At 33.1% G+C, this 24,731-nt stretch carries 15 protein-coding genes; 4 read left to right on the top strand and 11 right to left on the bottom strand.

All coding sequences use genetic code 11. From position 1 onward, the window contains the following. The first annotated feature begins 123 nt into the window (after positions 1-123). Entirely contained in the window at positions 124-1,368 is a 1,245-nt protein-coding gene (gene ilvA, locus ACQY44_RS20250; protein ID WP_428232087.1) for a threonine ammonia-lyase IlvA, read from the top strand. A 78-nt stretch (positions 1,369-1,446) separates the two neighbouring features. Here ilvA and ACQY44_RS20255 read toward each other — a convergent pair whose 3' ends face one another. Beyond that, positions 1,447-3,597, bottom strand: coding sequence for an RICIN domain-containing protein (locus ACQY44_RS20255; RefSeq protein WP_428232088.1), 2,151 nt, complete (start codon positions 3,595-3,597; stop codon positions 1,447-1,449). Positions 3,598-3,995: 398 nt separating this feature from the next. Between ACQY44_RS20255 and ACQY44_RS20260 the strand changes: the two genes are divergently transcribed. Continuing rightward, positions 3,996-4,379, top strand: a complete 384-nt coding sequence (locus tag ACQY44_RS20260) for a group III truncated hemoglobin (RefSeq protein ID WP_428232089.1) — start codon at positions 3,996-3,998, stop codon at positions 4,377-4,379. Positions 4,380-4,444: 65 nt separating this feature from the next. Here the strand turns inward: ACQY44_RS20260 and ACQY44_RS20265 are convergent, their stop codons facing one another. The 3 genes from ACQY44_RS20265 to ACQY44_RS20275 form a co-directional block, all read right to left on the bottom strand. After that, a complete protein-coding gene (locus ACQY44_RS20265; RefSeq protein ID WP_428232090.1) occupies positions 4,445-5,509 on the bottom strand; it encodes a DUF2931 family protein in 1,065 nt (354 codons plus the stop codon). An 84-nt stretch (positions 5,510-5,593) separates the two neighbouring features. Beyond that, a complete protein-coding gene (locus ACQY44_RS20270) occupies positions 5,594-7,669 on the bottom strand; it encodes a phospholipase effector Tle1 domain-containing protein (protein WP_428232091.1) in 2,076 nt (691 codons plus the stop codon). A gap of 5 nt (positions 7,670-7,674) precedes the next feature. Then, on the bottom strand, positions 7,675-8,166 hold the full coding sequence (locus tag ACQY44_RS20275) for a DUF4280 domain-containing protein (protein WP_428232092.1): 492 nt from the start codon (positions 8,164-8,166) through the stop codon (positions 7,675-7,677). A gap of 263 nt (positions 8,167-8,429) precedes the next feature. Here ACQY44_RS20275 and ACQY44_RS20280 point away from each other — a divergent pair, with 263 nt between their 5' ends. Beyond that, positions 8,430-10,196, top strand: coding sequence for an aromatic amino acid hydroxylase (locus ACQY44_RS20280; RefSeq protein WP_428232093.1), 1,767 nt, complete (start codon positions 8,430-8,432; stop codon positions 10,194-10,196). Positions 10,197-10,464: 268 nt separating this feature from the next. Here ACQY44_RS20280 and ACQY44_RS20285 read toward each other — a convergent pair whose 3' ends face one another. From ACQY44_RS20285 to ACQY44_RS20310, 6 genes are all read right to left on the bottom strand, one after another. Continuing rightward, positions 10,465-11,094, bottom strand: coding sequence for a DUF4230 domain-containing protein (locus ACQY44_RS20285; protein ID WP_428232094.1), 630 nt, complete (start codon positions 11,092-11,094; stop codon positions 10,465-10,467). 204 nt (positions 11,095-11,298) lie between these two features. Next, on the bottom strand, positions 11,299-13,596 hold the full coding sequence (locus ACQY44_RS20290; protein WP_428232095.1) for a BamA/TamA family outer membrane protein: 2,298 nt from the start codon (positions 13,594-13,596) through the stop codon (positions 11,299-11,301). Positions 13,597-13,600: 4 nt separating this feature from the next. Then, a complete protein-coding gene (locus ACQY44_RS20295) occupies positions 13,601-18,700 on the bottom strand; it encodes a translocation/assembly module TamB domain-containing protein (protein ID WP_428232096.1) in 5,100 nt (1,699 codons plus the stop codon). Positions 18,701-18,977: 277 nt separating this feature from the next. After that, complete coding sequence (locus ACQY44_RS20300) at positions 18,978-19,949, bottom strand: GSCFA domain-containing protein (RefSeq protein ID WP_428232152.1); 972 nt, start codon at positions 19,947-19,949, stop codon at positions 18,978-18,980. 108 nt (positions 19,950-20,057) lie between these two features. After that, entirely contained in the window at positions 20,058-20,834 is a 777-nt protein-coding gene (locus ACQY44_RS20305; RefSeq protein ID WP_428232097.1) for a hypothetical protein, read from the bottom strand. Positions 20,835-21,294: 460 nt separating this feature from the next. Then, complete coding sequence (locus ACQY44_RS20310) at positions 21,295-22,059, bottom strand: hypothetical protein (protein WP_428232098.1); 765 nt, start codon at positions 22,057-22,059, stop codon at positions 21,295-21,297. A gap of 335 nt (positions 22,060-22,394) precedes the next feature. Here ACQY44_RS20310 and ACQY44_RS20315 point away from each other — a divergent pair, with 335 nt between their 5' ends. After that, a complete protein-coding gene (locus ACQY44_RS20315) occupies positions 22,395-24,140 on the top strand; it encodes an ABC transporter ATP-binding protein (protein WP_428232099.1) in 1,746 nt (581 codons plus the stop codon). Positions 24,141-24,344: 204 nt separating this feature from the next. Here ACQY44_RS20315 and ACQY44_RS20320 read toward each other — a convergent pair whose 3' ends face one another. Continuing rightward, complete coding sequence (locus ACQY44_RS20320) at positions 24,345-24,728, bottom strand: GxxExxY protein (RefSeq protein WP_428232100.1); 384 nt, start codon at positions 24,726-24,728, stop codon at positions 24,345-24,347. Positions 24,729-24,731 lie beyond the last annotated feature (3 nt).

Raw genomic sequence — 24,731 nt, forward strand, 5'->3', positions numbered from 1 at the left:
TTTTTATTTAGCGAATTAAAGTCGCCACAAATTTCAAGAATTAACGCGAATTTTTTTTTTCATATCAAACAATAAAAATTAGTGCTAATTCGTGCAAGTCGTGGCAAAAAAAAACCGAATATTATGAATTTATTTAACGAAGTCCTTGCTGCAAAAAAGCAACTCAAAAATGTAGTTGCCGCTACTCCACTCACACAAAATTTAAATCTTTCAGACGAATTCAAATCGACTATTTTATTAAAGCGGGAAGATTTACAAATTGTGCGGTCGTACAAAATTAGAGGTGCTTACAACAAGATTTCTTCTTTAAATGATATCGAAAAAACAACCGGAATTGTTTGTGCAAGTGCCGGAAACCACGCTCAGGGTGTAGCGTATTCTTGTCATATTTTGCAGATAAAAGGCAAAATCTATATGCCAAAAACAACTCCAAAACAAAAGGTAAAACAAGTTCAGTTGTTCGGGAAATCGTTTGTTGAAATTGTTCTTACAGGTGATACTTTTGATGATGCTTATGCTTCGGCAACAGCAGATGCCATCAAAAACCATAAAATTTTTATTCATCCTTTTGATGATGAAAAAGTAATCGCCGGTCAGGGAACTGTTGGGCTAGAGATTTTAGAAAGCTATAAAGAGCCTATAGACTATGTTTTTGTTCCGATTGGCGGCGGCGGACTGGCTTCCGGATTATCTGAAGTTTTTAAACATTTGAGCCCGAATACGAAGGTTATTGGCGTCGAACCACAAGGTGCTCCTTCGATGAAAACTTCTATCGAAGAAAACAAAAATACCGCTTTAACAACAATTGATAAATTTGTAGATGGCGCTGCTGTAAAACAAGTAGGCGACAAAACTTTCGAAATCTGCCGTAATAATCTAGACGATATTATTCTGGTGCCCGAGGGTAAAGTATGTACTACGATTTTACGCTTATATAATGAAGAAGCTATGGTGGTTGAACCAGCCGGCGCCTTAACGATTGCCGCTTTGGATTTTTATAAAGATAAAATAAAAGGAAAAACAGTAGTTTGCGTGGTAAGCGGAAGTAATAATGATATCGAAAGAACAGCCGAAATAAAAGAACGCTCCTTGCTCTATGAAGGTTTGATGCATTATTTTATGATTCAGTTTCCGCAACGTCCGGGAGCTTTAAAAGAATTTGTAAACAATATTTTAGGACCGGATGATGACATCACTTATTTTCAGTTTGCCAAGAAAAACAGCCGCGAAGTAGGATCTGTAGTCGTGGGATTAGAATTAAAAAACAAAAAAGACATTAAAGCAATTAAAATGAACATGACCAAAAATGGTTTTGAATTTCAATACCTAAATGACAATCAGGATTTGTTCACGCAATTAATAGGATAAAACAAAAAGGCTGTCTGGATTTGAAATCAGACAGCCTTTTACAATCAAAAACAAAATTACTAATTGAATTCCTGATTTTTATTGTTTCACTACTTTTTTAGAATAAGATCTTTGACTATCCGTAACTTTTACAATATAAAGCCCTTTTGGTAATTTTGAAATTTCTATTTCGGCTTCATTTCCATTTACAAAATTTACAGTTCTTTTTTGCAGGCGTTGCCCGGTAGCAGAATAAATTTCGACTTCACCTGAACCTGAATTTAGTGTATTAATTTTTAAATAATCATTGGTGTTATTGATATAAAGAGAAAAATCAGAAACTATAGCAACTTCTTCTGGCAGCGCTTTTTTACTGGCAGAAGCTTCAACCTGTACCAATTGCCATTGTTGATTTAATCCTCCCGTATAAGCCCAAACCTGAATGTTGGCTCCGTTTGCCGTAGAAACATTTTCGACATCTAATGATTTTCCACTATTCAAATTTATAATATTGTAATATCCTCCGCCAAGGCTTGTAACCGTCCATTTAAATTCATTTGAAGATGACTGTGTTCTTTGCTGTACTTTTATTCCATCAGCCGTACTATTATTTTCAGTCGCCAGATACATTCCGGTTGATTTTACAATGATATAATAATTACCGCTTCCGTCAGGGACAAACTTCCAGCGTTGGTTACTTCCTCCTCCGTTAGTTATATCATATTGCTGAATACGACCTCCGCTTGTAGTCGAATTATCGGCAACATCTAAACCTTTGTTACTATTTCTTGAAATAATGTTGTAGAAACCCAGAAATGATGATGATGATGGCGGTGATCCTGCTGACCAGTTAAAAGTAACAGCTGATGAAGCCGGAACTGTATAATTAAATGCTGATGATCCTGAAACTACTTTAATGGTATTTGCTGATCCGGAGTTATAAACCACAAGCGCAATAGATCCGTCAGGATTTTTAAATCCGGCTGAAACAATACTTCCATTTGTACTCGAAGATGAAATTCTTAAAGCACCTGGTTTTACAAATTTTGAGATCTGTCCAATAATATAATAGGCAACATTTTTAGTATAACTTGTGCTATTATTAACTGTAATTGCTCCTAAACAAGTACTGCATCCGCCAGGAGTACGTGGTCCTAAACCTGAATTATTTGCCGCATTCCATTCTAAAACAGTTTTAGCCCAGTTGTTTGTACTTCCTATAACGACGTTTTGCATGTGCCAGCCAAAATCCCCGCTAAAGCTTCCGCCTGAACCCGTATATTGTTCTGTAAAATAAACGTTTTTATTGGTTGCATTTCGTACTGTTGACATAGCTGAAATGTTTCCTAAATACAAATGAAACGCTGCACCATCAACATAACTGCTGTTATTCAAAACATCAATAGGATAAGCTGTATTGTCACAATTATGGTCAAAAGCAATTATTTTTACATTTCCGTAACCGGCAGTTGCCATTTGTGGCCCAAGTTGCTGATTAATAAAATTCTTTTGCTCTGTAGAATTCATTAACATACTTGGCTCATTGTTTGGGTTTTCAGGTTCATTTTGTGGTGTGATTCCCCAAATCGAAATTCCCTGTGCCTGCATAGCAGCAAAATATTTTACAAAATATCTTGCATAAGCAGCATAATACTGCGTTTGTAAACTTCCGCCAACCCATGAATTATTCGTCTTCATCCAGCGGGGTGCTGACCATGGTGTCGCTAATATCTTTATGTTGGGATTTATCAGTTGTATCTTTTTTATTATCGGAATTAAATACGTAAGATCAGGTCCGTTGAGACTGAAATTGTTCATATTTACATCTCCGGAAGTTTCGTTATAACTATAAGAAGAACTGCTTAAATCTGAAGCACCTATACTAATACGAACTACACTTGCGTTTAATCCGGTAACAGGATGATACAAATCATTCAATAACTGATTTTGTTGTGTGGCAGCCATTCCGCTAATTACTTCACAGCTTCCTTCGGTAAGGGTATAACCAAACCCATCCATGGTTTGATATGTTGTTCCTGCATTAATTGTGACAGTTGAGGGGTTCGTTCCTGAATTTGTTCCAAAGCTTACTGTAGCTTGTTGTTGTAATAACTTGGTCTGATCTCCACTGGTTATCCAGGGTATAACCGTTTGAGCGCTCATCTTAGCAGCAAATAAAATTATAATAATAACATTCACTATTATTCTATTTTTTTTTGATTTTTTTGATTTTTGGGTAATTTTGTTCATAGTTTTTTAGTCTTTTGATGATTTAATTTTTCTTATTTTTTAAGATTAATTTTATTAATTCACATCAATATTATGTTAATTTTCTCTGAATTGATAATTTCAAGACTTTACAAATACACATCATCCTAAAATTTCACCTTTACAAAAACTTATCTAATTATTTTTTAAACAACTAATAAACAGCAACTTAAAAAATTAAATACTACTAAAAATCTTACTTTCCATTTGATAAATTTAAGAAAACCACATAACTGATCTTTGTAAGTAAGAAAAACACTTAATTAAGTCTTTCCTCTCAAAATGATACTATAAAAAAGGATAATTGAAAATGATAAATATCAGTGATTAGAGAACTCGTTAAATTGTATTTTTGCAGTTTAATTTTTAAAATAGAAAACATGCCAATTCAAGATATTTCGAATATAGAAGATATTAAACTTTTAGTAAACACTTTTTACGATAAAGTGCAAAAAGACGATTTGATTGGTCCGATATTCAATGGAAGAATGTTTGGGAAATGGCCTGAGCATTTAGAAAAAATGTATCGATTCTGGCAAACTATTCTTTTAGAAGAACATACTTATTCCGGAAGTCCTTTTCCGCCACATAAACAATTACCTGTCAATCAATCCCATTTTGATCGCTGGATGAAAATTTTTACTACGGTTGTTGATAGTTTGTTTGTTGGAAAAATAGCCGAAGAAGCTAAGGTTCGTGCCGCTAATATGGCGTATATGTTTAATTATAAGATTGAATATTTTAGAAATCCTGAGAATCATTAATTTTAATGATTGCTAATTCTCGATTAATTAGAAAAAATCGAGAATTAGCAACTTAAATAATTTAATTACTCCGCATCATAAACCTCAACTTTTGAATTTGGTATTTCAAACTCATTTGTTGGCGATTTCAAACAAACTTTGCCCGAATAGACAGGTTTATTAATATTACTCTTCTTGATCTCTTTATCAAATTTTATATATAGCTCTACATTTTGATTATTCTCAAAAAAAGTTTTAAAACGATCCATTAACTGATTATTAAATGCGCGTTTTTCTATAGGGTCTTGCAAATGATGGTTTTCATCTGTGGTTTTACCATCTAACAAATCGACCCAAATTCGAACTTCAAGCTTGTGACGAAATCGATCTTCAATAAAAATGGCCATCGAGTTTGGCACCCCTTTTCCATTTACAGTATCGGTCAAAAACTCTAGTCCGGCATTACTCTTTTCCATTACCTCGCCATTAAGGAAAAGAATATCAAAGTCATAAATTTCAAAGTCAGGATTATTGGTGCCAATGGTATAATTATACCGCGTAAGGCGATTCTTAAAATAAGTATTACCTACTTTATTATCATCTATTTCTTTCTGAACAAAAGGCAAAAAATCATCGTAGTAAGATTTCATAACGCCTTTTCGATCAGGATTTTTGCTAAAATCGTTCCAGTCTTCATCAAAAACTTCATTCGCCTGATAACTGCCAATTTCTATATTGCCTGCACTACCTCCTATCCAGAGTGTTATCATTCCTTTTGGTGCTATTCCGACTGTTAAAGTATTGTATGCTTTTTTATACTCTTCTCCATCAGGATAAAAAGAGGTACCATAATCTTTCTTAAAGATGTCGTATAGTTTTTTTTGTGGCAACTCAAAATCTCCTAAATAAAACTTATTCTCGGTATATGAGAACCATCTCAGTACCATCCTCTCTGGCACTTTTTTCCTTTCCTCTCCCACGGCATAAGCACTGCTGCTAGACCACCAGTCCCCTTGAAGAAATTCTCCACTAGGTATCCAGACGCTATTGCCATCTGAAAGTGCAAAACTACCAAAAATTACTTCCATCGGATAAGCTACATCAGCACTTACTTCTGGACTCCATTCAAATTTTTCTATTTTAACAAACATGTCTTTTTCATTTTTTTTTACAGCTCAAAACAATTACGAAGAGCAATAGCATTATTATTTTCTTAATAAACTTTTTCATTTTTTCTAACCCTTTATTGGTTTTCTGTATGGCTTACCATCTATATACCTTCCTCCTTTTCCTATAGCATTTGAGGTTGAGCGATGCAGGTATTTATTCCGAATAGGTTTTAAAAATTCTTCACGAATAGTCACTTTTAGACTATTTGCACCATCATTTTTTAAGGCATAATTAAGTAAACTTTCTTTCGCAAAGACTAAATCATCAGGAACTTTATAAGTGGCTTTTTTATCTCCAATCATTAACGTTTTATTAAATTTCAAACCATATTTCTCAGCCACTTTTACCATAATGGCCAATGCTACATATTGGTAGCTATTTGAAATTCCTTTTCGTGTTCCTCCATAAGGTTTTCCGACTTGTTCACTTTTCATTGGATAATTAAGTTGTTCTGGCGTATACCATCCCTGTTGCTGTAAAACTTGTTGGATATTTTTAAAATCAGGTTCGTCACTAAAGTATCTTGTTTCATCCTCAATCTCGCCATAACCTCCGCCTACATCACTATGCGCACCTGGAATTTCTAATTCAAAACCTACTCCTGTAGCAATTGAATGTTCTATGGTAGTAAGCGAAAAATTTTCGCGATACTCATCGGCAGCTGTAAGATGAAATACTTTTTTTACGCCTTCCATTTTTAGTTTAAGTTCGTCTACATCGTTATCAAAATTTTTATTTACTGCTCCTGTAACTAAAGTATGGGCATCATGATAAGAAGAAACTGTATCAAACAATCCCACAAATTTTACAGAAAACTTAGCCGACTCTATATTATACTTGTCCTGTAATCTGTATTTGAGTGCTATAAAATGTCGTGCTGCTGCTGCACCACGGCTAAAACCAAAAACCGTTAATTCTATTTCGTTAATAAATTCATCTTCTACTATATATTTCTTTTCATAAATCTTTTCAATTTTTTCTTTAATTTTCAAAAAAGCTTTATTCACTTTTGCTGGAATACCTGTTTTACCACTTCCAAAAGCATAACCATCGGTATCATCACCTTTATAGTCTTCGGTTCCTTCACCTTCTATATATACTTTTATTTCTCTGTTTGTATTATCAGCTAAATTCATTTGATGCATAATGGCTATGTTCGAGTAATAATTTTCATAACTACTGCCATTTTCATGATTTTTTCTGTAGGCCTCAGCGGCTTTTAATTCTACAGGACTCAATGCAAGTCCCTTTTTCTTTTTATTATAAGCTAATCGGGCATCTGTATTATTTCCATTATTCAATGTGCCATCAAAAAATAAATTTATGTTTACTTTTACACCTTTTTTATTTTCCGGTTTTTTTTGTTTATCAGGAATAGATACTTTCAGAACACTATTACTCTTAGGCTGCTCTATTCTTTTTACTAAACTGTTAAAAACCTTAATCTGTATTTTATCTTCAATGACATTTATTTTGCCGTTGTATTTTACTTCGGCATAAAACTCATGCATGTCTTCATTTATATAATCCTGATCGTTAAGTATTTTTTGATATAGTTTTATGTTGGTAAAATAGAGTTCCGCTTTTCCATATTTATCAACACGGCTTGTCGTATAGGTACCCATGTTTCTGGATTTCTTGTCATGCCCCTCTGAACCTTCATCTTCCCAAATGGTTACTTGCAGTGTATCACCAATAGGAATGTTAAGCGTATGAATAAACAAACGCACATTATCAAGATAAGCAATTGGCCTTCCGTTTAGATCTTCATAATATTGATCCTGCCATTTAAGGTTTTGAATAGTGGGTTTACCCGCAACAGGAATAATTTCGAGAGACGCACTGCCTGATACACCAAAGGCATCTGTAAAAATTACTTCTATTTTATATGCGACTCCTAAACTTGCCTGATTAAATGTAACACCTCCATCATTACCTAAATCAAAAAAACGTTTTCCTCTCTTATACAATGTCCAGCGTTGTTTTACAATTTTTGAAGGATCTGCTTTTTGTGTTCTATCGGCGTTGGGGTTAATATAAAGTTCTATTGTTTTCTTTGCCTGTGGGGCAATTGTCGACATTAGTGTATAGACATTTTTCCCAAGCAATGGTCTTGTTTCTCCTTTTATATAAAAACTCATAATTATTATTTTTCAACTTCTGGTATTCCGTTTAACTCGTTTTGAAATGATCCCACATCCATTAATGGATTAATTTGATTCATTATGACTGGATCAGTTTCCATAATATGAATTTTGGTAAGTTCTGCCTTTTGTCCATGTTTTACAATACTAATACAATCTGGCGCTCCCATTGGGCAACTACCTTTGCTATCTTCAAGTAACATTTTGCCCTTATTAGATAAAGTTACTTTTTCATAAAAATTACTCCATTTTGTAATTTGTGCTGTACAAGGCAAATAATCATTTCCTGATGGTTGTTTTTTACATTTGCCAAATGTATTCTTCTCCAAAGTCTGACCAATTTCTTTAGTAGTAGCAATAAGCTTTTTTTCTGCTTCATGATCATTTGCATAATTCTTTGAATTTGTCAAAACTTTTAATATATCCGTTACTGGTGCAACACTAAATTCACATTTCAAAGTTGCTCCTTGTACTACAACATGTTTATCAGCCATAATTATTTTATATAAGTTAATTCGTATTTTAAATTACAAGAATATGCAAATATATTTACAAAATATGTTAAAAATTTTCAGTATGGATATTTAACTATAATATTCTTACCAACAAAACTATAGATTAAATGCACTTTGATTAAAAATAAAAACTCACGAAAAATGCAATAAAAAATCATTTCGAACAAAAAAATTATAACGAATAGCAAAAAATAGCGGTCTTAATTCGTAATTTTACATTCTTAATCTACAACGTTTTCGAAATGAATGCAAGTATTGAAACAAACCCGTTATTAGAGCGATTGCCTAAACATTTAAAGCAATTTATTAAACCTCAGGATTATAGCGATTACACGCCTATAAATCAAGCGGTTTGGCGCTATGTAATGCGTAAAAACGTAGATTATTTATCGAAAGTTGCACATAGTTCGTATCTAGACGGTTTGCGTAAAACTGGAATCGAAATTGATTCGATCCCGAGCATGTACGGAATGAATAGAATCCTGACTGAAATTGGATGGGCTGCAGTTGCGGTTGACGGGTTTATTCCGCCCAATGCCTTTATGGAATTTCAGGCGTATAATGTTTTGGTTATTGCATCAGACATTCGTCAGTTAGAACATATTGAATATACTCCTGCACCGGATATTATTCATGAAGGTGCCGGCCACGCTCCTATTATTGCAAATCCTGAATACGCAGAATATTTGAGACGTTTTGGAGAAATAGGCTGTAAAGCGATTTCGTCTCATAAAGATTATCAGATGTATGAAGCGATTCGACTGCTTTCGATTTTAAAAGAGGCCGAAGATACGCCACAGGAAAAGATAGTCGAAGCTGAAAAAGCCGTTGCTGATTTACAGAACAACATGGGCGAGTTGTCTGAAATGGCCCAGATTAGAAACCTGCATTGGTGGACGGTTGAATATGGCTTGATTGGAACGGTTGAAAACCCAAAAATATATGGCGCCGGATTACTTTCGTCGATTGGTGAAAGCGCGTGGTGTATGACAGATAACGTAAAGAAAATTCCGTATGATATCTCGGCTGCGAATCAGAATTTCGATATTACGCAGTTACAGCCTCAACTATATGTAACGCCCAATTTCTCTTATTTAAGTTTGATTCTGGAAGAATTTGCTAATAAAATGGCTTTACGTACGGGAGGACTTTCGGGGATTCAGAAACTGATTCATTCAAATGCTTTAGGAACAATTGAGTTGAGTACAGGTTTACAAATTTCGGGCGTTTTTACAAATGTTATCGAAGAAGAAGGAAAACCGGTTTATATACAAACCACAGGAAAAACAGCTTTATCCTACCGTGAAAAAGAATTGGTTGGTCATGGAACTTTGACGCATCCGGAAGGTTTTGGAAGTCCGATTGGAAAACTGAAAGGCTTTAATTTAGCGATTGAAGATATGAGTCCGAAGGATTTACAGGCTTACAGTATCGTTGAAAATGAAACGGTAAAACTGGAGTTTGAAGGCAATATTATTGTGGAAGGTGAAATTATTACGGGATCAAGAAACCTACACGGAGAAATTATCCTGATTAGTTTTAGAAATTGTACGGTAACGCATGGCGAAACGATTTTGTTTCAGCCTGAATGGGGAAATTATGATATGGCAATTGGTAAAAAAGTGGTTTCTGCTTTTTCCGGACCTGCTGATGTGAATAGTTTTGACCTGATTAATTCAGTGCCTAAAACCACTACTATAAAAGCAAAACATTCTGATGAACGTGATGATTTGGAAGTTCTTTATCAAACTGTTCGTATGATTCGAGAAAATAAAGATACCAAATCGGAATTAAAAACCGTGTTTCAAAAACTAAAAGAAAATCATTCAAACGATTGGTTGCTTTCTGTTGAAATTGCAGAACTTTTAAAAGGCTCAAATGAAGAACAACTTTTACAGGAAGTATTGGTTTATTTGGATAAGTTGAAGGTAAAACGTCCGGAAATCGCCCACTTAATTGCTGGCGGCTTGGATTTGATTTTTAATAGTTCTTTGCCACAAAGTCACTAAGACACAAAGGTTTTTTATTTTTGCGTGAATTTTTTTAATCTCGCAATCCCGATAGCTATCGGGAGCGGAGGCGCAAAGCTTTTTTATTGTGTTATGTTATTTAAACTTGGTTTGTCATTTCGACCGAAGGGAGAAATCACACTCAGGATTCGACAAAGATTGAACACTTTCTTTGCGGAGTTTCTAGTGCGATTTCTCCCTTCGGTCGAAATGACAATATTACGAAAAACCTTTGAACCTTTGTCACTCTGAGCCTTTGAACCTCAAATTACAATTTCAAATCTTCATTAAAATCCTTATCAGACTCTATTGTTTTTCCTTCATATTGCAATTTCCAACCCATTGAATTGGTCAGGATTAGAATCTTAGACAATTCACTAATTAACCTATTTTGGGCATTCGTCTTTAAAGTTGATTTCTCAATTTTCTTGGCCAGATTCGCTTTTACTGATTTGTTGATTTTATTGTAATCATCTCCCGTAAACGGATTCAGTTTACTCTGTTCTACATCATAAAACTGAATATCCGGATTGATTGTTATTTCTTCTTTTGGAATATTAAGAATTGTGATGGTTTTGTTTTTTTCGTCGATATCGTATTTCATTTTATGCAAATCGTAGGCAACCGTAACATTTGCATTTACGACAACAAGTGCTTTCTTCTCAAAAGAAACCATATCCATCAAATACTTTTGTTGGTTTTTATAGGTGATAACTTCTGAAAAATGTCCTTCGGTAACTACCAGTTTACCAACATTAAGAATTTGTTGCTGAATTAGATTGGTGTTATAATCGATGGTAGAATCGTCGTCTTTTTTGAACTCGCAGTATTTGAAAGCCAAAACTATTAAAAGTACAACTGCAGCGAAAACTATTATTCTCTTTATTAAATTTTGCATTCTATTATTTTATTAGACCAATTTACTTCTTTTTTTAGTTTTTTTCTGCTAATAATTATTGCTTTTTTGCCACGAATTACACTAATCTCAACTTTGTGTTTTTCTATCAATTACACAAATTAAAAATTCGTGAAATTGATAATTATGCGTAAACTACTAATTAGTGAAATTCGTGGCAAAAAAAATCGTGGCAAAAAAAACTTTTTAAAATGGATAACCAATCGCGATGTTTAAAATCAGGTTGTCTTTTCGCCACGGTCCGCTTCCGAAATTAATGTCGTCGATAACCCATCTTTGTCCTTCCGGTAAATATGGTTTTCTTAGCGGAAACGCCAAATCTGTTCTTAGGACTAAGAAAGACAAATCAAAACGTAATCCGGCTCCGGCACCAACTGCTATCTCTTTCATAAAATCTTTGGTGATTTCTCCACCAGGCTTATTGGGATCAGCATTTAAAAGCCAAACGTTCCCGGCATCAACAAATACAGCTCCACGAACGATGCTAAAAAGTTTTGCCCTGTATTCTGTACTAAATTCTAATTTTAAATCTCCTGACTGATCGGGCAAAAATGAATTATCGGTTTCAGTATTAACATAACTTCCCGGCCCTAATGATCTGGCTCTAAAAGCACGGATACTATTTGTTCCTCCCACAACAAATTGTTTGGATGTGGGTAATGCTCCTGAATTCCCGTATGGAAGCCCCGCACCTACAACAATTCGGCTCGCCAATTCACTTTCTTTTCCGAGTTTGAAATAATGTCTAAAATCAGCTTTCAACTTTACATATTGACTAAACGGTACATCAAATATTTTTATCGTATCGTTCTTTTTGACATTTGCTCCTGTAACCAGCCCGGTAATATTTCCGGCTAAATCTAATTCTCCATTAAAATAAAACGTGTTTTTTTTACGTTTTTGCATCGTATTCGTATATGTATAAGAATAGGTTGGACCAAAAATCAATTGCTTTTCGATTATTTTCTTTAATGATTCATCTTCTTCAGCATCTGCCAAATACTCTGCTGTCACATGATTTGGACTCACATAGGTAACATCAATTAAATTAAACTGATGTTCTTTACGAATGTTTTCTTTCCATAGATAACCAAAAGAGGTTTGAAACGAATTCAATGCATACAGTTGTGTTCTGTTTTGATATTCATATCGCAGTGTAGCTTTAGTTCTTGGCACATACTCGCTGGATCCTTCAATATGAAAAAACGGTACAATAAATCTTGGCCATGTCAAACTGGTTTCGGCACCAAGTTTATAAATATTTTTACCGTTATTAGTCCCTGCCAGCTGAAAATCAGCTCCTCCAAAAACAGATACCGTAAGTAATTCGGCACCACGAAATAGGTTTCTGTTGTTCCAGTTTACATTAATTTCCGAACCGGTATAACTGGCCGAATTTGTTTTCCCCAAAACCTCAACACGAATAAATTTCTTTGGCAAAAGTGTGAGATAATAATAGGAATCTAAAGCATTCTTTATACTATCAGAAGGCTTGAATTCATTTTTCACAAAACTAAAAGTTCCCAGATTTACGAAACGGTTTAATGTCAAATTATGGTTCTTTCTATTGTATACATCTCCTTTTTTAAAATATATCGCCCGGTCAAAAACTCTGGGTTTAAAAGTATCTGCGGTATCAATAATCGTAAAATCTTTGTACTGCACAATATCTTTACTAGTGTATTTCACACTATCTTTTGAAACAGTAAAATTGGGATACACCACAATTTTATTAATCTTATAAGCGGTCAAAGCTTTAGGTGGTGCCTCAGGTTTTATTACCAACCTAATTTTTACTTCATGATCGCCTTTGCTGCTGTCTACCTGAGCTAAAATATAATCAGGATTAAAGTAATAATATCCTTTCTCTTTAAGCCTCGCGTCTATCCGTTCTCTTTCTGCTTTTATAAGATCTAAATCATACGGTTTTCCAACTTTTAATAAACTTCTTCGGCTTGATTTTCCAATTATTCTGGACATGGCTAAAGAGTCATCAGGAAAAGTAACACTTTTAATAATATATTGTTTTTGAGGCACCACTGTATATTCTGCAGTCACTCTTTTATTACTAACGGTTGAATCAGCACTAACCCGTGTTTTAAAATAACCACGGTTTTCAGTAAAATTTCGTAGCACTGAAGCATTATAATCTAAATCGACTTTACTAAAAAGCACTGGTGGCTCTCCTACTTTGTTTCGCAGCCAATACCGAATTCCTTTTTGCTTTTTTGGCTCACCAGCTAGATTGTAAATCCATAATTTTGGACGCAATCCTAATATTTGTTTGTTGGGTTTAGGACGCAATAAATCTTCCAGTTCTTTCTCGAAAGCTTTTCTTTGTTTCTTTTTAATAATAGAATCCTTTACTGTTACAGAACCTCCTGTATACAACAAATCTCCTTCGGGTAAATATTTTGTATTGCTGCATCCAAAAACAAAAAACAGGGATAGCGTCATAAAATATTTTACGTATCTGATTTTCATATTGCTATGTCTTTTGTTCATTTCCTTCAATTTGATTTTCTTCCTTTTCGTCTTTGTCCTTCTCTTCTTTTTCTTTTTGCTTTTTTTTCTCTTTTCGTAGTTTTTCTTCTTTAATCATTTCTTTTTCTGCTGCGCTACGATGAAAAAGTTCCCGGAATTTATTGTAACTCATGGTAATAATAAAAGCAACTCCGGTTTCAACAACCTGTCCTTCTACTGCAACCTGATATTCATTTTTTCGATACGCACGAAGCATATAACGTCCGTCTTTTGTAAGCTGATAATCTAATGCTACGTCTCCTGCAATATTGGTACTTTCTTCATTGGCTCTTTCCTGTCCTTCGACTGCAAAGCTGCTTCCCACGGTTACTTTTAATCTGTCATTCAAAAGTTTTTTAGAAACACCAACATTCAAATCCGTTCTGTTTTCCCTGTTTCCGGTAGTATAATCATCTGTTGATTCAAGGTCAAACTCTAACTGAACCCCGCTAATTAACTCTCCGGCAAGATCATTCAATTGTTGCGAAAGTATCTTGCTCACACTTTGTCTCGCCAGTGATTCTGCACTGGTTCCGCCGCTTTCGCTCGCAAATGGGTTTTCTCCAATAAATCTGTTTAATAATAACAGCGCAAAAACCTGTTTGTTCAATTCGTTTGGCTCTTGTCGTAATTGCTCTAATTTATTTTGAGAAGCGGTTACAATATCTGATGAAACATCATAATTTCCGTCAGGAAGAATAATATCAAAAGTAATTTCAGGTTTCAGTAATTCTCCATTCATTTTCAATAAGGTCTGGAACGGAATTTTCTGTTTGTACGTATTTTTAACCGTTGGACTCATGGCTCCTAGCTGGTTTCCTAATAAATCTATTGGTGCTGTTTCTACTTTATAAATGGCTGTAATATTCAGAGTTGCCATTGTAGGTTCTCCATTCCAGGTGATAGAACTTCCTTTTTGAATATCGAATTTTCTTCGAATCATATTAAAATTCATTTCGTAGGCTCCTTCAGAAAACTCATATTTACCGGTTAAAGTAGTTTTTCCGGACGGATCGATTCCTCCTGTAAGTTGGGCTTCGCCTTTTAGATTCAGATAATCCCCGTTTCCTTTATCAATTACTAAAGTAAGTGCCGCTTCTTTATCGATCGCAATTTCAACACTAACATCCATACCAATCAACTGCGATTGATTTAGTTCTTTCTCCATTGCGACGGTTTGTTTCAGCAACATATTGTCTTCATCAACAAACTCTACAATACCATCTCTGTCTGCAATAGAAGGATCTGATTGTGGTAAAACAACCGTAAACTTAGTGTCTTTATTTATTTTTATATTTCCGCCAACAACAGGATTTTTAAGTGTTCCTTTGATGTTCAGTTTTGTATCTAAAATCAAATCTCCGTAAAACAGATCATTATCTGCTTCTTTAGAATGTATCGCTCTGAAATCATCTGCAACAATCGTTAAGCCAAAATCGAAATTACTATAATCAGCTGATTTTATGGTTCCATCTATTGTTAACTCATTATCATTTTCGTCATGAAAAGTAAATTTATCAAACGTAATCAGGTCATTCTGAAGCGTGATTTTTTCGTCCACTGTTTTAAAGAAGGAATTCAATTTGGTTACCCTGAAACCTGTATCTTTAAAATCTAATTCTCCATTTACTTGTGGCGCGCCTGCATTTCCTGTAATTTTAAAATTCCCTGCTAAATATCCTGTTCCTTCTTTTATATTGCCCATACTGAAACCCTGAATGCTTTTGATATTCAGTTTATTCAGATCTAAATTAAAATCAAGATTCCCATCATCAATTTTATAATTTCCGGTAAGGCTTACATCATTATCCTGACCCGTTAGCGTAACATTTGCGGCCAATAAATTATTCACCTTATTATCCACTTTAATACCAATATCACCAACTGGCTCACCTTTAAAAGCAAACTGATCTATTTTTAAATCTGATGTAAAAGTGGGTTTTGTCATTACATTTTCGACTAATGCATTACCATTAATCAAACCCTGCATCAAAATTTCGTCTTTTTTGACCATATTCATAATGGTCTCAATTTTAAAATTCACAAAGTCTACTTGCAATGGCGCATTATCCTGTTCTCCCTGCGATTGTATTTTTAATTCATTACCGGAATTCGCTAAATAAAATTTATTGATGTAAAGTCTTTTCCCTCCAAATTCAATTACATTTTCAGGATCGACATCCCATTTGTCATAGTTCAATACAAAATTTTCCGCATCGATTTTGAGGATGTTTTTAGAATCTTCTGTTTTAAATTCTCCGGCAATAAAGTATTGTTGTTTGTCTTTTACATCTTTCACTTCAAGTGCATAAGTCAAAATATTATTCTCTACTTTTCCTGATAAACTCGTGAATGGGATTTTTAAAGATCCACTTTCGATTGTTGCCACAGAAACCGAATATTCTAAAGCATTTTCTTTTCCTTCGATATTTATTTTTCCATCGGCAATGGTGTTATCGGCATAAACGATTCTCGGAATTGTACCTTGTACTTCTAATGAATCTGTGACGTTATTGTATTTTCCGGTAATATTAATAGGTTCCAAACCAGTTAATTTCGGAACCAGTTTAAAAAGTATCGGATCATTATCAATCTTTAACTTAAAGGCCAAACGTTGTTCATCTGCTTCTCCATTTACTTTTGGATTTTTTAAATCAATATATTTCGATAATGATTTTTTTATTGCTGCTGTAAGTGTCGTCAATTTGTATTTCCCGTCTACTTCGGCTTTCAAAAACTGAGATGAAATTTTAATATTATTTCGGCTATTATCGGCGAAAGCCACAACTCTTACAGAATCCAGAACAATTGGTTCGGCATCCTGTAAAACCTGAATGTTCGAAAGAAATACTTTTCCGTTTAAAAAATCAGGATTACTATTGGCAATATCGGCATCAACATTACCGCGCAATTTCATTGGTCCGGCATGAAGATTTAGTTTTTCTAAATCAGCAATATCAAGGTTTAGTTTCAATTTTATCGATGGGTACTTGTCTTTTGTATCTCCACTTGCTACAAGATCAAAATGTAAATTAGGATCTTGCATTCCTGATTTCACGGCAAATGATCCGTTTTCGATATTCCCTTTTAAAGCTAAATCTTTATAGGTATATTTATTGAAAACTGCTTTCTGAACTAATCCGTCAAATTGTGCCTGAGCCGTTTTTGGGTCTAAACCATTTCCTTTTACTTTCGCTTTAAGCGTAATTTTCCCGATGGAATCATTTTTGATTAATCGTCCTAAATCAAAATCCAGTAAATAAACGGTTGCATCGTATTTCTCTTTTTTCTTAACACGCTGATCAAATAAACCATCCACTTTTGCATTTCCGAAACTACTGTTTAATGCCAGATTGGTTTTGAAACTCTGAACAGAACCTTTAAATTTTCCCTGCAAGTTTAATTGAGAAGGCAACTGAATATTCTTTGGTACTGTTCCTGTTGGTACAAACGTATAGATGTCTTTTGCAGTACTGGAAACTTTTTTAATATTCAGATCGTAATAAGCTTTTTGTGCATCCGGCAGTCCTTTTATTTTCCCTGAAAGAGAAACTTTTGTCGTTCCTATTCCGCTCATTTCGAATTGTGGAATATCCAGGTCTTTTATTTTTCCGCTCAAGCGTGTATTCAGATACAAAATCGCACTTGGATTACTTTTAAACGGATTTGTTTTTTGTAAATCAGGAACGAATAGTAAAATGTCTTTAAATCCAATTTTCGACTGATTTAAATTAGCATCTAAAGAAAGATCACCTAAGTTTTTAGAAATTGCTGCAATCGAAGAATATCCAACCTTAACTTTATTTTGAAGTAACGTTTGAGGTGTTTTTAAATACAAATCATTCAGATAGGCATTTTTAGGTCCATAAAAAAAGTTGGTTTTTAGAGATTGAATCTGTAATCCGCTTTTATCGTTTGCCGTTAAAGTTTTTATATTCCCGGAAATTGTGTCATTTCCATAATATAATTTTTCTGCTTTAAAGTTCAGTTTATCCAAATCCAAATGACTGTAATCAATACCTTTTAAAACTGGTTTCGATTGCATATCATCAAATTTGAAAGCAATGTTTTCTATATTAACATCATTCAATTTTACCTTCCAGCCTGCTTGTTTAATTGCAGTTGAATCTAAATTGGGCGTTTTTATTTGTTTGTCTTTTGTACCTAAACGTAAATTACCTTTTAGATTTTTTAATTCGAAAGTATCAAAATCTAAAAGCTGATTATTCAAATCGATTTTATTAACCGATAAATCAAGGCTTCCTAATTTTATCCCTGAATCTAATTTTGAATCTTTATTATCGTATGTAATATCAATTTTAGACAAACTGATTTTGCCTAAATTCAAATTGAAATCTTTCCTTTTCGAAATAGTATCAACAGTTTCTACGGATACTTCTGCAATTTTTTCGACTGCATCCTGATCTAAAACCAATTTCAATCCTTCTAACTTAATGTTCGGAATATCAAAATTCATTTTATCTAAATCAAATTCCTTGAATTTGGTATCGAAATGTGTTAGATTAACCTTTACATCATTCTTAGAAAAATCATCTTTAAAATTGAACTTGACATTGTCCAGATTCACTTTTACAACAGATATTTTGAAAGGTTTCGCATTCGGGTCTTCTACTTTTGGTTCTTTTGATTCGAAAGCTTTTATGATATAATCAAAATTAAAAACGCCGTTTTTATTTCTGGAAATATTGGCATTGACATTTTCCAGCGAAACCGAATTGATTTCTAATTCGCTGCTTACTAATTTAAACAAATCAACATCAAGCTCTAAACGTTTACCTGCCAGCAAAGTATCTTTCTTTTGGTCTTCAAAATAAAAACCTTCCAAAACTATATCTTTTGGAAATTGAATCGAAATATGATCTAATGCTACTTTAGTTTTTATCTTATTATGCAGGTATGTGATGGCCTTATCCTTTGCATAATTTTGAATGGACGGAACCTGAATTAAAACAATTAGGAGTAATAAAAGTACAATGACAGAAACCACGCACCAAAGTAGTATACGTAGTGTTTTTTTAAGAAAATGAATGGGTTTCTTATTCATACGTCAATAAAACACGTTAGATTAAAGTAGCGTTATTATAAGGCTGTATTGCTACAGCCTACAAAATTGTAAATTTTAAACCCTAACAATTTACACAATTACGGGCAATTATTCTAAAATTTTACGGACAAATAATTATTTTCTTACTTTTAAAAATGCTTTTTTTAAATAGAAACTTTGCGTCTTAGCGTCTTTACCAGTTTTTTATAAACGGTTTTTTATTTCTATTTTGCTAGTTCCCACAAAGTCGAAGAGTTGTAAATAATAAAATAAAACCTTAAAATTTAATATGCCCCCATTTTTCCTGAACAGTACTAATCTTCTGTTGAAGTTTCGCTAAGAATTTTTGATGTTGTTCTGATTCCGGATTGAAACTTCTGTGGCGCAAACTTTTTTGAATTTCTAAAATTTCCTGCAGGGTTGAAATACTATTTTCCGAGATATAATTCTCGCTGAATTTATGCCAGATATAATCAATTGCGACTTGATTAGGATGCAGCATATCTTCGGCATAAAAACGATAATCACGAAGTTCATCCATCATGATTTCGTAAGAAGGGAAATATTCCATCCCTGAAAGCCGTCGACTTCGCTCAGAATGACATTCTTTTAAAAGAGAATGAATTGCTGCAAACAAATGCGATTTACTCCATTGATTTTCTGCAAAACCATCTTTGATATGACGTACCGGTGAAACAGTAAAAATGAAATTTACGTTTGGATTTAAAGCCTGAATGAAATCAATTGTATTTTGAATGCTTTGCTGAATAACATCAACTGGTAACAATTCTTTTGAGAATTGCATTTGAGGAACTTTATGGCAATTGGCAACTATTTCATCACTTTCGATATTTCGATAAACCCATGAAGTTCCATAGGTTATAATAATATGTGAAGCTTCTTTTAGTTGCTTGTTGGTTTCCGAAATAGCTTTATTGAGTGTTTCCAGTAATTCCTCTCTGTCTGAATTACTTAAGTCCGAATGTACTTCATAACTATGCCACCGTTCGTTATAGAAGAAAACATCTTTCTCTGTATAAAATTCCTCCCTGAATACTCTCCTGATTATTTTTTCGATCGAAACCGGGTTAAAAATAATCCCAAACGGATTGGTTTCATTCTGGAATTTAAAATAATCAAATTTCTCCGCCATATTTTCTGCGAAACAGGAACCAATAGAAATTATCTTCGAATTATAATCAATTGAATTATTGGTTTTCCGAATCTGAATTGGAGTTCTGAATTGCATGGCTTTTTTATTCAAAAATACATTTTAAAACTCATTTACAGATCAAAAAAAATCCCCAACATCAATTATTATTGATGATTGGGGATTGATCATTGTATTAAAAGCTAATTAATAAGTAATCGCTAATTTGAAAGAATCTTTAGCATCTCCAGCAGATGCTTCAGTAAGGAAATTACTGCTATTGTATTTATTAGTAGTAGTTACAGTTGCTGTTTGGATAACTTTTCCATTACTATCATATGTTACAGTAGTGTTTGTTATTGAGTTATTCACTGATGAGAAATCAAAATTATCATCTAAATCCAATAAAAGTTTTATTCCTGTTATGTTAGTAAAAGGACTTTTCTTATCATCAAATGTACTTGTAATTTTTTCTGATCCTGCATCGCTATATTCTGTAGAAACAAGATTTCCGTTGGAAAAAGTATAAGTAGTAGTGCCATCAAATGGAATTTCTACTTTATTGACTATTGCAGATGATTTTGCAGTAATAGTCCCGTTTGCATTATAAACAAAAGTTAATTTTGACTGAGTCGTTTTACTAGCTTCTCTAGTAGTAATTTTAGAAACTAATTTACCACCTTCATATGCATAAACATCAGTAGAGTACAAAACACTTGAACGGTATAACTCAACTTTAGTTATAACATCACCTGTATAAGTGTAAACAGTTCTAGAAGCATCTGTAGTAGCGATGTCTTTCAACTTGTTTCCGTCGTAAGTTAAAGTATAATCAAGGCTTCCTGACTTTCCATTTTCAACTGTTGTTTCAACAATTTTTTTTGGTAATAATGCTTCAGATGCAACATCTGTTGAATCATCACTAGAACAAGAAGAAATAAGCACCATCGATAAAGCGCTAAAAAGGCATAAAATTTTTTTCATTTTGATTTGTTAAATTTATTATTGCCGCAAACTTAGTACAACCCAAAATCAAAACCTTACGGGATTCCACATTACAACTTAAAAAAACACAATATAATTTAAACACTTCTTAATAGACTAATGGAAAAACAACATAGGTAAGTAATAAAATTTAGTCAAAAAGCAAAATCCCGTATAAATATCTGGCTGTTTTCTTAAGAAAGAAAAAAACTTTTGTTGCTGCCAGAAGATGATCTTATCCTGACTTGTCATATTTAAATTTAAGATTGTCGAATTTCTCCGTCATATTTTCTGTAAGACAAAAAACAATAGAAATTATCTTCGAATTACAATCAATTAGAAGTGCCTATTTCAATTCTTAATTGCATTTGTTGAAATTTTAAACACGAATTTTTTTACCAATAAAAAACCAAATACAGAAAATATTTGGTTGTTATAAAGCTTAAAAACCTATGTAAGATTAGTAGGTGTACTCCGTTATCTCATCATTATTAGAAGAGCTCGTTTGTGTTTGTTTTAAAGGATAATCCTTTTCATTATATTCATAGAAACTATTAAAGATAGTAGTTGTAGTATTTCCATTGGATATACTAACATACGTCAATTTGGTTACATTATTAAGACTAGTGCTCGTTTCTGAATCAATAAGCAAGTTATAACCTAAAATATTTTTGAACGGATTATTCTTAACATCATATTCGTATGTTTTGGTATACGAACTTCCCTGATAAACCTCTGTTTTTTGTGTAAGATTTCCATCTAAATAAGTTAAAACTCCTTCTGATTTTTTCGTCTCTATTCCATTCGAGTCAACAGAATAAGTTATAAAAGATATTGTACCATTTGTATTGTATGTGTATACACTTTTAGAAATATAGGTCTGAATCCCTATTTCTGTTAACAAATCTATTTTTAATTTTCCATTTTCGTAGGTAAATTCATTTGTAGAACTAATATTTCCTTCCTCAGCAAAATCTTCAATTTTAGTTATAAAATCTCCGGTATAAGTATAAACTTGTTTATCATTCTGTGTATAACCAGCACTCACTATTTTATTTCCAACATAGGTAATAGATACCACATCGTTATCTCCGGGAGAGTTAGAATATTCGTAAATAACCGACTTGGGTAAAACAACATTTGTTTCATTTGCAGAACTACTCTCATTATAACAAGAACCAAGCATTAAAGCTAATAATCCAAAAAGACATGATTTTTTTTTCATTTTTGATAAGTTAAATTTGTTAATGATGTAAACGTAATACACATCAAAATCAAAACCTTACGGGATTCCACATTAAAAACATATAATATAGCTCAAAGATTTCTTAATGCAGCAATAACAAACGATGTATACAAATAATTATTTAATTAGAAAATTAGCTCTTTTTATTAGTCCAATGATAAAAACATATTTAATAAAAAACTAAAACCTTCAAGACTAAAAAAAACACCAGTAATTTCAGCTGTAAAAAAAATTACATTTTTAATAACAAAAAGCAACTTTACAAAGCCAAACTATTCACTACTTTTGCATCTTCAATAAATTTAAACTCACACATGAAATTATTATATTCTTATATAATCAAGCACAAAATGCTGTTGCTTTTTGCTTTGATTATGGCCTCTATAAACATTTGTTTCAGCTTATCAGACTCTATTATTACCGGTAAATTAATGCAGGATTGCGGTGTTGGTTTGCATAAATACGAAGGAAACGAAATAGGCTTTTTAAAATCTTTGTCTTTCTGGTTGGGTCTTTCGCTTGGTGCTGCAATGATCTCCAGAATCACCAAAAACTTTCAGGATTATTTTACCAATGTGGTAATTCAACGTACCGGAGCGCAAATGTATACGGACGGAATTAAAAAATCACTCGATTTGCCTTATGCTGAATTCGAAGATCAGCGAAGTGGTGAAACATTAAGTAAATTGACGAAAGTACGCTCTGATTCCGAAAAATTAATTACACTTTCGATCTCCCTAATTTTTCAAACTATTATCGGATTCATATTCGTAATTGTTTATGTAGCCCGAATCGATTACCGTATTTCGCTTATCTTTTTGGTTACAGCTCCAATTATCGCGTTAATCAGTTCGTATCTGGGTAAAAAAATCAAAATTGTTTCTCGAAAAATTGTCAATCAAACCAATGCTTTAGCTGGTTCTACAACCGAAAGTTTAAGAAACATTGAATTGGTAAAAAGTCTTGGATTAACGTATCAGGAAGAAAAACGTTTAAATTTAAACACCTTCAAAATTCTACAGCTTGAACTGGAGAAAATCCGTTTTATCAGAAGTTTGAGTTTTATTCAGGGTACAACGGTTCATTTTTTAAGAACTTGTGTTGTTTTTACTTTGTACTATTTTTTGTTTGGACATAAAATTATTGTTGGTGATTTATTGACCATGGTATTTTTCACTTTCTTTATTTTTGGCCCATTACAGGAATTAGGGAATTTCATTATTGCATTGAACGAGACTAAAGTTTCTATGGAAAATTTTAAAACTTTATTAAGTGCACCAAAAGAATTTCGTCCAAAATCTCCAAAACATGTTGGAGCAATTCGGTCTTTACTTTTTTCTAATGTGAGTTTTCAGCATAAAACTGCTAAATTCAAAGCGGTTGAAAATATTAATTTTGAAATCAAACAAGGAGAAACTGTTGCTTTTGTTGGCCCGTCCGGATCCGGAAAAACAACGTTAGTAAAACTATTAGTTGGATTATATACACCTGCTGAGGGACAAGTGTTTTACAATGATATTGATTCTACCGAAATTGATCTATTAGATTTAAGAAAACAATTGGGTTTTGTAACTCAGGATGCTCAATTATTTTCAGGAACAATTCGCGAAAACTTATTGTTTGTAAGACCTAATGCAACAGATGAAGACTTGTATGATGCCTTAAAAAAAGCCAGTTGCGAGAAATTGCTGCAACGTGCTGAAGATGGTTTAAATACCACAATCGGTGAAGGCGGAATTAAAGTTTCCGGTGGTGAAAAGCAACGTTTATCTATTGCTCGTGCTATCTTAAGAAATCCTAATTTATTGATTTTTGATGAAGCTACTTCTGCCCTGGATTCAATCACCGAAGAAGAAATAAATGCTACCATTAGAAATATATCAGATCAAAACAGAATCACGGTTTTAATCGCACACAGATTATCAACTGTATTACATGCCGATAAAATATTTGTCCTTGAACAAGGTAAAATTATTGAATCAGGTAGACATGAGGATTTGATTGTTGAAAAAGGTTTGTATTACGCTATGTGGCGTCAGCAAATTGGGGAAAGAAAGTAAGTTTTTAAGGTTCTAAGTTACTAAGTTTTTTTTTAAATCTCGCAAAGACGCAAAGTCGCTAAGTTTTTTTTAAAGCTTTGCGACTTTCTTTTTCTATAATTTAAGTTTTTTAATGCTTTGCGGCTTTGTTTTTTTTTGTAAGCCTTTAAAAAGAAAAATCGCGCAAAGGCGCAGAGGCGCAAAGTTTTTAACTCTGTACTTTCTTTAAAGATTATTAACTATTCTTGTAATACCAAACTTAATTAAAGGCACATTAAAATTTATCAGTAAACCTAATTTGATTTTTGTAATTTTCAAATATGTCATAATTTGTTTTGCGTGTACTTCTGTTATTTTTTCAATTGATTTAATTTCTAAAATCAATTTATTCTCAATTATTAAATCAGTTCGAAAACCAATATCAAGTTTTATTTCATCCCAAATAACGGGAAGTGTTTTTTGCCTTTCTACGATCAATCCTTTTTTAGTTAATTCATAATATAAAATTGCTTCATAAACTGATTCCAATAAACCAGGTCCTAGTTTCACATGCATTTTGTAACAGATATCGACCACGATAGCTGAAATTTCATTCTCGGTAACACTCAATAA

Origin of the sequence: Flavobacterium sp. (genome assembly GCF_965277525.1) — a bacterium.
In the GTDB taxonomy this organism is placed as follows: Bacteria; Bacteroidota; Bacteroidia; order Flavobacteriales; family Flavobacteriaceae; genus Flavobacterium.

Coding starts and splice junctions, on each gene's coding strand:
- ilvA (WP_428232087.1), top strand. CDS start 124: ATGAATTTATTTAACGAAGTCCTTGCTGCAAAAAAGCAACTCAAAAAT.
- ACQY44_RS20255 (WP_428232088.1), bottom strand. CDS start 3,597: ATGAACAAAATTACCCAAAAATCAAAAAAATCAAAAAAAAATAGAATA.
- ACQY44_RS20260 (WP_428232089.1), top strand. CDS start 3,996: ATGCCAATTCAAGATATTTCGAATATAGAAGATATTAAACTTTTAGTA.
- ACQY44_RS20265 (WP_428232090.1), bottom strand. CDS start 5,509: ATGTTTGTTAAAATAGAAAAATTTGAATGGAGTCCAGAAGTAAGTGCT.
- ACQY44_RS20270 (WP_428232091.1), bottom strand. CDS start 7,669: ATGAGTTTTTATATAAAAGGAGAAACAAGACCATTGCTTGGGAAAAAT.
- ACQY44_RS20275 (WP_428232092.1), bottom strand. CDS start 8,166: ATGGCTGATAAACATGTTGTAGTACAAGGAGCAACTTTGAAATGTGAA.
- ACQY44_RS20280 (WP_428232093.1), top strand. CDS start 8,430: ATGAATGCAAGTATTGAAACAAACCCGTTATTAGAGCGATTGCCTAAA.
- ACQY44_RS20285 (WP_428232094.1), bottom strand. CDS start 11,094: ATGCAAAATTTAATAAAGAGAATAATAGTTTTCGCTGCAGTTGTACTT.
- ACQY44_RS20290 (WP_428232095.1), bottom strand. CDS start 13,596: ATGAAAATCAGATACGTAAAATATTTTATGACGCTATCCCTGTTTTTT.
- ACQY44_RS20295 (WP_428232096.1), bottom strand. CDS start 18,700: ATGAATAAGAAACCCATTCATTTTCTTAAAAAAACACTACGTATACTA.
- ACQY44_RS20300 (WP_428232152.1), bottom strand. CDS start 19,949: ATGCAATTCAGAACTCCAATTCAGATTCGGAAAACCAATAATTCAATT.
- ACQY44_RS20305 (WP_428232097.1), bottom strand. CDS start 20,834: ATGAAAAAAATTTTATGCCTTTTTAGCGCTTTATCGATGGTGCTTATT.
- ACQY44_RS20310 (WP_428232098.1), bottom strand. CDS start 22,059: ATGAAAAAAAAATCATGTCTTTTTGGATTATTAGCTTTAATGCTTGGT.
- ACQY44_RS20315 (WP_428232099.1), top strand. CDS start 22,395: ATGAAATTATTATATTCTTATATAATCAAGCACAAAATGCTGTTGCTT.